General features: G+C 46.8%; 1 pseudogene. It reads left to right on the top strand.

Annotation, left to right across the window (positions count from 1 at the left end):
• A pseudogene (locus J7R10_RS09445) lies at nt 1-391 on the top strand (phage baseplate assembly protein V); the annotation flags it as partial.

The raw sequence follows: 391 nt of genomic DNA, 5'->3' as shown, positions 1-391 counted from the left end.
GACTGGATTCCAGACACCCAAGCCCGCGCCGGTAACACGCGCTCCTATGAAGGGCGTGATGTTGGAGAGCAAGTGGTGGTTGTTTCATCATCGGGGGATTTATCTCAAGGGGTGATTGTTGGCTCCATTCATACGGGTGCCCATCAAGCCGCCGATAAAGGCAGCATTCACCGAACGATATACCCTGATGGAACAACGCTTGAATATGATGCTGAACAAACCAGCTATAGCATTCATATTAAATCAGGCGGTAAGTTTATCTTCACAATTTCTGATGGCGTGTCTCTTAAAGGTGATGGTGGCATGCTAGAGCTTACCGCACCATAAGGCATAAAAATTGTTTCACAAAGCGATATCAATTTCAATGCAAAGGGCAACAGTTCTTTGCACG

Origin of the sequence: Bartonella vinsonii subsp. berkhoffii ATCC 51672 (assembly GCF_902825225.1) — a bacterium.
Classification (GTDB): Bacteria; Pseudomonadota; Alphaproteobacteria; order Rhizobiales; family Rhizobiaceae; genus Bartonella; species Bartonella berkhoffii.
The sequence above is the reverse complement of the archived record's forward strand: the minus strand, read 5'-3'. Positions and strand labels throughout refer to the sequence as shown.